Below are 221 nucleotides of genomic sequence, written 5' to 3'. Positions count from 1 at the left end.
TCGCGCAGCAGTTGGCATTTTCTGATCCGACGATGGCAGTGACTTCACTGCTTCGTCAAACTTGCGCCTCGCGTGTGCCCAGCATCCAACGAGTGTCGCGTTCTCTACATCGTGGTATCCGCTATATCCATCCACGTGCAGATAACCCGCGAATCCCTTCAGGAATTTCTTCGGATGCTCTTTCGACCGACTTTCCTGGTAGTCGTAGAGCACAATGGGCG

1 protein-coding gene is annotated in these 221 nt (G+C 53.8%); it reads right to left on the bottom strand.

Going from position 1 to position 221, the window contains the following annotated elements; genetic code table 11:
* A partial coding sequence (locus tag J3482_RS20680) for an IS66 family transposase (RefSeq protein ID WP_206923150.1) occupies positions 1–221 on the bottom strand: 221 nt, incomplete at both ends.

The sequence above is a fragment of the Alicyclobacillus suci genome, from assembly GCF_017329615.1.
Lineage (GTDB): Bacteria > Bacillota > Bacilli > Alicyclobacillales > Alicyclobacillaceae > Alicyclobacillus > Alicyclobacillus suci.
Note: the sequence above shows the minus strand (reverse complement) of the source record. Positions and strands in the feature narration are given on the sequence as shown.